General features: G+C 44.7%; 12 protein-coding genes. 9 read left to right on the top strand and 3 right to left on the bottom strand.

What is annotated here, in order from left to right; translation table 11 throughout:
- Window positions 1-82 precede the first annotated feature (82 nt).
- The 6 genes from cytR (at window position 83) to rraA (ending at window position 5,568) form a co-directional block, all read left to right on the top strand.
- The gene (gene cytR, locus IQO02_RS02715; RefSeq protein ID WP_010435348.1) at window positions 83-1,087 is read left to right on the top strand and encodes a DNA-binding transcriptional regulator CytR; all 1,005 of its coding nucleotides are present in this window, start codon (window positions 83-85) and stop codon (window positions 1,085-1,087) included.
- Window positions 1,088-1,209: 122 nt separating this feature from the next.
- Window positions 1,210-1,749, top strand: coding sequence for an SPOR domain-containing protein (locus IQO02_RS02720; protein ID WP_010435351.1), 540 nt, complete (start codon window positions 1,210-1,212; stop codon window positions 1,747-1,749).
- 206 nt (window positions 1,750-1,955) lie between these two features.
- Window positions 1,956-2,504, top strand: a complete 549-nt coding sequence (gene hslV, locus IQO02_RS02725) for an ATP-dependent protease subunit HslV (RefSeq protein WP_004729692.1) — start codon at window positions 1,956-1,958, stop codon at window positions 2,502-2,504.
- A 58-nt stretch (window positions 2,505-2,562) separates the two neighbouring features.
- A complete protein-coding gene (gene hslU / locus IQO02_RS02730) occupies window positions 2,563-3,903 on the top strand; it encodes an HslU--HslV peptidase ATPase subunit (RefSeq protein ID WP_016767976.1) in 1,341 nt (446 codons plus the stop codon).
- Between the two features lie 155 nt (window positions 3,904-4,058).
- Window positions 4,059-4,976 carry a 1,4-dihydroxy-2-naphthoate polyprenyltransferase gene (locus tag IQO02_RS02735; protein WP_010435357.1) on the top strand — a complete coding sequence of 306 codons (918 nt, stop codon included), beginning with the start codon at window positions 4,059-4,061 and terminating at the stop codon, window positions 4,974-4,976.
- Between the two features lie 73 nt (window positions 4,977-5,049).
- The gene (gene rraA / locus IQO02_RS02740; protein WP_010435359.1) at window positions 5,050-5,568 is read left to right on the top strand and encodes a ribonuclease E activity regulator RraA; all 519 of its coding nucleotides are present in this window, start codon (window positions 5,050-5,052) and stop codon (window positions 5,566-5,568) included.
- Between the two features lie 106 nt (window positions 5,569-5,674).
- Here the strand turns inward: rraA and zapB are convergent, their stop codons facing one another.
- Complete coding sequence (gene zapB / locus IQO02_RS02745; protein WP_010435362.1) at window positions 5,675-5,917, bottom strand: cell division protein ZapB; 243 nt, start codon at window positions 5,915-5,917, stop codon at window positions 5,675-5,677.
- Between the two features lie 324 nt (window positions 5,918-6,241).
- Between zapB and glpX the strand changes: the two genes are divergently transcribed.
- The 3 genes from glpX (at window position 6,242) to IQO02_RS02760 (ending at window position 8,563) form a co-directional block, all read left to right on the top strand.
- The gene (gene glpX / locus IQO02_RS02750) at window positions 6,242-7,249 is read left to right on the top strand and encodes a class II fructose-bisphosphatase (RefSeq protein WP_010435365.1); all 1,008 of its coding nucleotides are present in this window, start codon (window positions 6,242-6,244) and stop codon (window positions 7,247-7,249) included.
- Between the two features lie 179 nt (window positions 7,250-7,428).
- Entirely contained in the window at window positions 7,429-8,055 is a 627-nt protein-coding gene (locus IQO02_RS02755; protein ID WP_010435367.1) for a helix-turn-helix transcriptional regulator, read from the top strand.
- Between the two features lie 160 nt (window positions 8,056-8,215).
- Window positions 8,216-8,563, top strand: a complete 348-nt coding sequence (locus IQO02_RS02760) for a DUF3135 domain-containing protein (RefSeq protein WP_010435369.1) — start codon at window positions 8,216-8,218, stop codon at window positions 8,561-8,563.
- A 104-nt stretch (window positions 8,564-8,667) separates the two neighbouring features.
- Here IQO02_RS02760 and IQO02_RS02765 read toward each other — a convergent pair whose 3' ends face one another.
- Together IQO02_RS02765 and IQO02_RS02770 are read right to left on the bottom strand one after the other, a co-directional pair.
- Entirely contained in the window at window positions 8,668-9,090 is a 423-nt protein-coding gene (locus IQO02_RS02765; protein ID WP_010435371.1) for a DUF805 domain-containing protein, read from the bottom strand.
- Between the two features lie 85 nt (window positions 9,091-9,175).
- Window positions 9,176-9,452, bottom strand: a 277-nt coding sequence (locus IQO02_RS02770) for a 5-carboxymethyl-2-hydroxymuconate Delta-isomerase (protein ID WP_228005993.1), incomplete at its 5' end; no start/stop codon positions are given.

Below are 9,452 nucleotides of genomic sequence, written 5' to 3' on the forward strand. Positions count from 1 at the left end.
TTCACAATATCTATTCGATTAAATTTATTATTCATGCCTTAGATACTTAGGCAGCAAAGGAACTTACAAGAGGGTTTAATTTATGGCGACAATGAAGGATGTTGCCCAGCTAGCAGGCGTCTCAACAGCAACGGTATCACGTGCATTGATGAACCCTGAAAAAGTCTCTGTTTCTACTCGTAAGCGAGTCGAAGCGGCAGTGCTAGAAGCTGGATACTCACCCAACACATTAGCTAGAAACTTACGTCGCAACGAATCAAAAACCATCATCACTATCGTTCCTGATATCTGTGACCCTTATTTTGCTGAAATCATTCGTGGTATCGAAGACGCCGCAGTAGAAAATGATTACCTTGTTCTACTGGGTGATAGCGGCCAGCAAAAGAAGCGCGAGTCTTCTTTTGTTAACTTGGTTTTCACCAAGCAAGCTGACGGTATGCTGCTGCTTGGCACTGACCATCCGTTTGATGTCAGCAAGCCTGAACAAAAGAATTTACCGCCGATGGTGATGGCATGTGAATTCGCCCCTGAGCTCGAATTACCGACAGTACACATCGATAACTTAACCTCTGCATTTGAAGCGGTTAACTACCTAGCCCAATTAGGTCATAAGCGTATCGCTCAAATATCTGGCCCAATATCAGCGACACTGTGTAAATTCCGCCAACAAGGCTACCAACAAGCATTGCGCCGTGCGGGTGTATCAATGAACCCAGCTTATAGCACGGTCGGTGACTTTACCTTTGAAGCTGGTGCTCAAGCGGTTCGTCAACTTCTAGCTCTGCCCGAGCAACCTACTGCTATTTTCTGTCATAACGATGCAATGGCGATTGGTGCGATTCAAGAAGCGAAGAAGCTAGGTTTACGCGTCCCTCAAGATTTATCAATTGTTGGCTTTGATGACATCCAATTCGCTCAATACTGCGATCCACCACTGACAACAATTTCTCAGCCTCGTTACGAGATTGGACGTCAAGCCATGCTAATGATGCTTGATCTCCTTAAAGGTAACGATGTTCAAGCTGGTTCACGTCTGCTTGAAGCTAAACTCGTGGTTCGAGGCAGTACTGCACCACCGCGAATTTAATAGCACAAAATACCTATACAAAGTGGCGGTACATTTTGACGTGCCGCTTCCATTTCTGCACTATTATCCTCGCGCAATCTGGATTACCATGAGAGCAGAATCATCAACTATTGAATTGTCTTGTGGCTAATAGAGATTATGTAAAGCGCGGTCGTGGCACAAAAAAAACGACTAAAAAACAAGCCCCTCGTCGTAAGCCTTGGCGCAGTGGTCTTTTGGCGATCCTCCTTGCCGGTGGTTTTGGTTATGGACTTTACTTACTGAGTAATGATCCTGAGCCGCCAACTCCCGCTCCTGTGGTAACCAAACCAAAACCTAAGCCAAAACCTGCGAAAATGATTCCACCACCTCCTGAAGAGAAATGGGATTATGTCGAAACGCTGCCAAGCCGCGAAATTGAAGTCAAAGCAAAAGAGCAACAGATCTCAAAAATCCCTTACGTGATGCAGTGTGGTGCTTACAAAACCTCGTCACAAGCTGAAGCTCGTAAGTTAGATATTGCCTTCCAAGGTATCTCAAGCGAAATCCGCAAGAAAGATGGCAGCAGTTGGTATCGTGTGGTTCTTGGACCATACAAGTTGAAGCGTGACGCCGAGCGCGATCGCCATAAGCTGCAACGAGCGAAAATAGAACCTTGTGCTATTTGGAAAGATACCGAGTAGTTACAGATTTAGCAGAAGCAGAAAAAACCAAACACTGAAGGCCTCCCATTGTGGAGGTTTTCTTTTATTCGCTCCCTTTCTCCAACTTTCCTTACAACTTCCGTCGATAAGTTGCACGACATCACTCGTGGTTCCTTGAATTATCCGAGTGCCATCCTCATATACTTTTTATACCCAAAGATAAGAAATATTAAGAGGCCCTACTCGTGACTACCATTGTATCTGTACGTCGTAATAATAAAGTCGTCATCGCGGGTGATGGACAAGTATCTCTAGGCAATACTGTAATGAAGGGCAATGCCCGTAAAGTACGTCGCCTATACAACAACAAAGTACTGGCAGGTTTTGCTGGCGGTACCGCTGATGCTTTCACGCTATTCGAAAAATTTGAAAGCAAGCTACAAATGCACCAAGGCCACCTGACCAAAGCTGCCGTTGAGCTAGCGAAGGATTGGCGTAGCGACCGTGCTCTACGTAAGTTAGAAGCATTGCTTGCAGTAGCGGATGAGACCGCTTCACTGATCATCACTGGTAACGGTGACGTAGTTCAACCTGAGAATGATCTGATTGCGATCGGTTCGGGCGGTAACTTCGCTCAAGCAGCAGCTACTGCACTATTAGAAAATACTGATTTAGATGCGCGTGAAATCGCAGAAAAGTCGCTGAACATTGCCGGCGATATCTGTGTCTTCACCAACCATCACCACACTATTGAAGAACTAGAAAGCACCGTTGAGCTGCCAAAGCCAGAGTAACGACCGCTTCCATCAATAACGTTGTATTCAACAGTGATTAAAGAATTAAGGAAAAACCATGTCTGAGATGACTCCTCGCGAAATTGTTCACGAACTCAATCGCCACATTATCGGCCAAGACAACGCTAAGCGTTCAGTTGCTATTGCCCTGCGTAACCGCTGGCGTCGTATGCAGCTTGAAGAAAGCCTGCGTGTTGAAGTATCACCAAAGAACATCCTAATGATTGGCCCAACGGGTGTAGGTAAAACTGAAATCGCTCGCCGCCTAGCGAAATTAGCAAACGCGCCTTTCATCAAGGTAGAAGCGACTAAGTTCACCGAAGTGGGTTACGTTGGTAAAGAAGTTGAAACCATCATCCGTGATCTAACGGACGTTGCGATCAAGATGACGCACCAACAAGCGATGGAAAAAGTACAATACCGCGCTGAAGAACAAGCTGAAGAACGCATTCTTGATGCCCTTCTACCACCAGCTCGTGATGCTTGGGGTCAGAATGAGCAATCAACTGAAGACACAACCTCTTCAAACACTCGTCAGATTTTCCGTAAAAAACTGCGCGAAGGTAAGCTAGACGACAAAGAGATCGAAGTTGATGTAGCGGCACCGCAAATGGGTGTTGAAATCATGTCACCTCCAGGTATGGAAGAGATGACTAACCAGCTACAAGGCATGTTCCAAAATCTCGCTGGCGACACCAAGAAAAAGCGTAAGATGAAAATCAAAGACGCATTCAAAGCACTGACAGAAGAAGAAGCTGCGAAGCTTGTGAACCAGGAAGAGCTAAAAGAGAACGCGATCTTCAACGCTGAAAACAACGGTATCGTGTTCATCGATGAGATCGACAAAATCTGTAAACGTGGTGACAGCTCAGGCCCAGACGTATCTCGCGAAGGTGTTCAACGTGACCTACTGCCTCTTATCGAAGGCAGCACAGTATCAACGAAACACGGCATGGTTAAAACTGATCACATCTTGTTTATCACATCAGGCGCATTCCAAGTGGCTAAGCCATCTGACCTGATCCCTGAGCTGCAAGGTCGTCTACCAATCCGTGTAGAACTTGAAGCGCTTTCTGCACATGACTTCAAACGAATTCTTACTGAGCCAAAAGCATCTTTAACAGAGCAATACATTGCCCTGATGAAAACAGAAGATGTGAGCATTGAGTTCACTGAAGATGGCATTAATCAGATTGCTGACGCGGCATGGCGTGTTAACGAAACCACGGAGAATATCGGTGCGCGTCGCCTACATACTGTTATGGAACGCCTAATGGATGAGATTTCATTCGACGCAACAGAAAAAGCCGGCAGCAAACTCGTCATTGATGAAGCTTACGTAACGTCGAAGCTCGGTGAATTCGTTGAAGACGAAGACCTAAGCCGCTTCATCCTGTAGCACACGAAACTCCAACTTATTGCTCTATCTCAAAGAAATAGCAGCTAATAAGCGAATTCAAGGCCCACTTTCGAGTGGGCTTTTTATTACTTGAAGAATGGGCGTATACTCAAATCACAGTTTGAAACGAAGACTTACAAAGAAATAGACCTACGATGAAACAATCTCTACTGATTTGGCTTGATGCCGCACGACCGAAAACTCTGCCTCTCGCACTCGTCTCTATTCTTACAGGAAGTAGTTTAGCGTTCTCCAGCGATCACTTTTCTTTATCGATAGCACTACTGGCTTTTTTAACCGCCACACTCTTACAAATTTTATCGAACCTAGCGAATGACTATGGCGATGCGGCTAAAGGCACCGACAACGAAAATCGTCTAGGACCAACACGCGCAATGCAATCTGGCGCGGTGACGGCAACAACCATGAAGCAAGCGATCATCCTCAATATCGTGTTTACCGTTATCGCAGGGCTCATTCTGATTTTCCATGCGCTGACATCAATTGAAAGCATTCTGTCTTTCATCGCACTCGGCGTATTAGCGATTGTCGCGGCTATCGCATATACCGTAGGCAACAAACCCTATGGATATATTGGCCTAGGGGACTTATCTGTCTTTATCTTCTTTGGTTTGTTAGGTGTTTCTGGTACTTACTTCTTACACACTGGTCATGTTGAACCAAGTCTATTTCTTCCAGCGTTAGGCTGCGGACTGATGGCGGTTGCGGTACTCAATATCAATAACATGCGTGATATCGAAAACGACAGTGAATGCGGGAAACGCACCATGGCCGTTCGTCTAGGACAACGCAAAGCTAAGCAATACCACTTTGCACTTCTTGGATTGGCTCTCGCGTCTTTCGCTCTGTACCTACTCATTCAAGAAAAACCAGTCTGGATCAGTCTACCGTTTTTACTCAGCATTATTATTGTCTATAAGCATGGCAAGGCCGTGTGGGAAACAGAGAAGCCAGCACAAATAGCGCCGATGATGCCTGTCATTGTGAAATGCTCACTGGTCACTAACCTATTGTTTGCAGGGGTTGTCGTAGCTCAAACTCTACTGAGTTAATTGAGACTAATCATTGCAAAGGGATCAAGCACCGATATACTCAAACTAAGCTCATTGTTCAAAAGGTACGCAAATGGAATACAACACTTCAGCACTGTGCGACATATATCTGGATCAAGTGGATGTCGTGGAGCCAATGTTCAGCAACTTCGGTGGACGAGCATCCTTCGCCGGACAGATCACGACATTAAAGTGTTTTGAAGACAACGCTTTGATTCGCTCCGTATTAGAGCAAGATGGCTTGGGGCGAGTGTTGTTAATCGATGGTGGCGGCTCACTACGTAAAGCGCTGATCGATGCGGAGATAGCCCTACTTGCCGAAGACAATGAGTGGGAAGGTATTGTGGTTTACGGCTGTGTGCGTGAAGTCGATGAGCTTGAAGATATGAACCTAGGTATTCAAGCCCTAGCCTCTATACCTGTCGGCGCAAGCCAAGGTGGAGTAGGTGAGATTGATGTACCGGTTAACTTTGGTAGCGTGACCTTCTTACCGGAAGATTACCTCTACGCAGACAACACCGGCATCATCCTTTCTGCAGAGCCTCTGGATGTAGAACTTGATCTGGATGTTGAAGAAGAAGAGGTCGAGTAACTCAGCTTTGAATAATAAAACAAAGCATAAGAGTACGAAGCATTAGAACACAAACAAAAACGCCCGCTAATCAGTAGCGGGCGTTTTTTTAAATCCGAAGAGTCAATTACTCTACGTCATCCATTTTACCAAGAAGGTTACGGATACGATCTTGCCATGCAGAATGCTCTTCCTGCATTTGCTGAGTTTTTTGCTCTAGCTCATGACGACTTGCTTTAAGCTCACTAGCTTCAGTTGCTAGTGCTTGTTTCTCTTCTTTAAGCTCTTCCACTTCCATTTGAAGAAGTGCAATTGTATCTACTGCTGTTTGAATTTTTGCTTCTAGCTGCTCTAGTACTTCAAAAGACATTCTGGCCTACCTTTAAGTTATTCGTTTGATGGTGAAGGTTCACTCCACTTATTTCCCCATTCTACTCAGCAGAGCAAGGATAAACACTCAATATATTCGATATTTTGCGCCATTCGATGAAAAAAACAGCGCTTTTTACCGAATATTGACGTGAACTATTACCAACGCAACAACAGACTGATTATTTTGATGAATATTACCGGTTTTCGACCGCAAATTGATCAAGAGCAATCCCCAAAAAACAAAAAGGCAAACGTTTCCTTTTGGATATGGTAAAATTCGCCGCGAAATTTCTATTCCCCCTTTGAAAATTTTGGAGTCCGCATGAAACGCGATTTAGCAATGTCATTCTCTCGTGTCACAGAAGGTGCAGCACTAGCTGGTTACAAGTGGCTTGGCCGTGGCGATAAAAACGCTGCAGATGGCGCTGCTGTAGAAGTAATGCGTAGCCTATTAAACAAAACCGAAATTAGCGGTGAGATTGTTATCGGCGAAGGTGAAATCGATGATGCACCCATGCTATACATCGGCGAAAACGTAGGTGTAGGCGGCGACGCTGTCGACATCGCAGTTGACCCAATTGAAGGGACACGCATGACAGCAATGGGTCAATCAAATGCATTGGCAGTACTTGCTGCAGGCGAAAAAGGCAGCTTCCTTAAAGCGCCTGATATGTACATGGAAAAATTGGTAGTAGGCCCTGGCGCTAAAGGCGTGATTGACCTAGAGCTTCCATTGACCGAGAACCTCGAAAACATCGCTAAAGCATTAGGTAAAACACTCGATACTCTAGTAGTAACCACGCTTGCTAAACCTCGTCACGATCAAATCATCGCTGACATGCAAGCAATGGGCGTCCGTGTATTTGCAGTGCCTGATGGTGATGTTGCTGCTTCAATCCTAACGTGTATGCCAGATAGCGAAGTAGACGTCATGTACTGCATCGGCGGTGCACCTGAAGGTGTGGTTTCTGCTGCGGTTATTCGCGCACTAGACGGCGACATGCACGGCCGTCTTCTCCCTCGTCATGAAGTCAAAGGCGACACAGAAGAAAACCGTAAACACGGCGAAATTGAACTAGAACGTTGTGCTGAAATGGGCGTAACAGCGGGCATCGTGTTAAAAATGGAAGACATGGCGCGCAGCGACAACGTTGTATTCTCAGCAACAGGTATCACTAAGGGTGACTTACTAGAAGGTATTTCTCGCAAAGGTAATATCGCAACCACAGAAACACTGCTTATCCGTGGTCGCTGCCGTACGATCCGTCGTATCAAGTCTATCCACTATCTAGAGCGTAAAGACCCAGAAGTAGTGGGTCATATCCTGTAAACCTAAGCTCGGTTAAACAAAACATTCGAAGGCTGATACCAAGTATCAGCCTTTTGTTTTATGTCCTACGAGAATGGCACCATTTACAATCAATATAGTAAATGGTTATCAATATAGTAAATGGTTTGCTTTATAAACACCTTGCCCCATAATAGTAAGGTTCATGAGGTAGGGATAGTATGAAAACGAGCGACAAAATCTTACAAACCATTAAGCGTCAAGGCGCGGTAACCGCGAAACAATTGTCAGAAGAATTTGGCATGACGACAATGGGTGCAAGACAGCACCTGCAAAGTTTGGAAGATGACGGTATTCTTGCGTTTCATGACGTAAAAGTAAAAGTGGGACGCCCTACCCGCCACTGGTCTCTGACTCAGCAAGGGCATAGTCAATTCTCAGACCGACACGGTGAACTCACCATTCAGGTGATTGACGCTGTCGAAAACCTATTTGGCAAAGAAGGCTTAGCTAAAGTTGCAGCTGAACGTGAACAGCACACTCTTAAGCAATATCAAGCCGCTCTATCCGACTGTAATAATCTGATCAGTAAACTTGAAAAACTCACCCAACTTCGCGAAGAAGAAGGCTACATGGCAGAACTTCAAGAACAAGGTGATAACTATATCTTGATCGAAAATCACTGTCCTATCTGTAAAGCAGCGACTCGCTGTCCAAGCCTCTGTCAATCTGAGCTCAATGTATTTACTGAGTTACTCAAAGGTGAGTGTCATGTAAGCCGCACTGAACACATTATCGCTGGTGAGCGACGCTGTACTTATACTTTAACACCAGCACTTTTAACGTAGCCTCTGTATCAATACCAAGTCCAAGTCCAAGTCCAGCAGGCTGACGCCAAGTCATTGATCTTGTCTCAAGATTGAGAAAATACAAATTGATTAAAATTTGTACTAATTTATTTCTTAAGCTTAAAGCATATGAAATATGCTTAACGCTAAGGAAAGAAACATGGCATATCCACAGTCGGATCAAAAACTGCCCCCCTTTGACGAACTCGTCCAACTAGCGAAAAGTGATCCTGAAGCATTTAATCAATTCAAACATGATATGTGTGAACAAATGATTTGTTCTGCCTCTGAGGTGATGCAAGATCGACTTCGAGCCCAACAAAGTCACCTCGACTTAGTGGTCAGCCGTTGCAAGAATCCACACCATGCTAATGTTGTACTGATGCAAGAGCTACGCTGTCAGGTCTGTAAATTTCAAGATGCGCTTCAAGGCCGCTGTAGTTTTGAAGAGCCTGAATCTGAAAATGTGGTTCCTTTTAGGCCGAACACAGAACCGAAAATGTATTAAAAAATCGTTACTCAAACGCCCAAGCATCAGTAGCAAGATATTAGAGACCAAAAACAAAAAAAGGGAGTACAATGCTCCCTTCTTATTTCTCAATCATTCAATCTTTACACTGGGTCGTCACCGTAATCATTACGGCCTTCAGTTCCCTTGAGCAATCCACATTCAATCAAAATCCATAAACCACATACTAATGCTGCAACCGTTGCTGCCATGTGAACTGGCGATACCGACTCTGTTGTCGTTGCGACCATTGGCGAAGCCAAACGCCCAAGCACCAGTGGCACGTTCAACAGCAACCAGTAGTTCGACTTATTGCGGTCGTGCCAGCGTTTAGCGGTAATTGCAAGATCTGGGATAACCAGCAACAGTAGAAAGATTGGTAGCAGGATATAGGAATATGCAGGGAACAGAACAGAAATACCGGAAGCAAAACCAGTAATCGCTACATAGTAGAAAACATTCCAAATCCAGTAAGTCTTACGACCAATTCTCCCTTTGAAAGAGAGCAGTAAATCTTTCATCGACATCTTAAAATACTCAAAAATTAATACGCTACCAAAAGTTAGCAGCAAATAGTTGGTTAATCACTTTTAGATCGTTGATTATTTTTAGCTAATTAATCACTTTCTGAAAGCAACTTTTATCCATATCTCGTATGTTGACCGTTAGGCTTCGGATATGGCTTGCCTGTTTTTGTAAGGTTTGCATTAACAGACGGGACAATTCTCTTTTTTGCTCTTCGGTACGCCCTGAAAGTAACTCAAAGCTAATATGAACAAAGTCCACATTATCTTCTTCATCACCGACTAGCCAGTTATGACAGCGCAGTGAACGAGACTTCACAGAAGGAACATCAAACAAACCACAGTTTAATGTAACTTGATGAAGA

Origin of the sequence: Vibrio sp. OPT24 (assembly GCF_015163545.1) — a bacterium.
Classification (GTDB): domain Bacteria; phylum Pseudomonadota; class Gammaproteobacteria; order Enterobacterales; family Vibrionaceae; genus Vibrio; species Vibrio cyclitrophicus.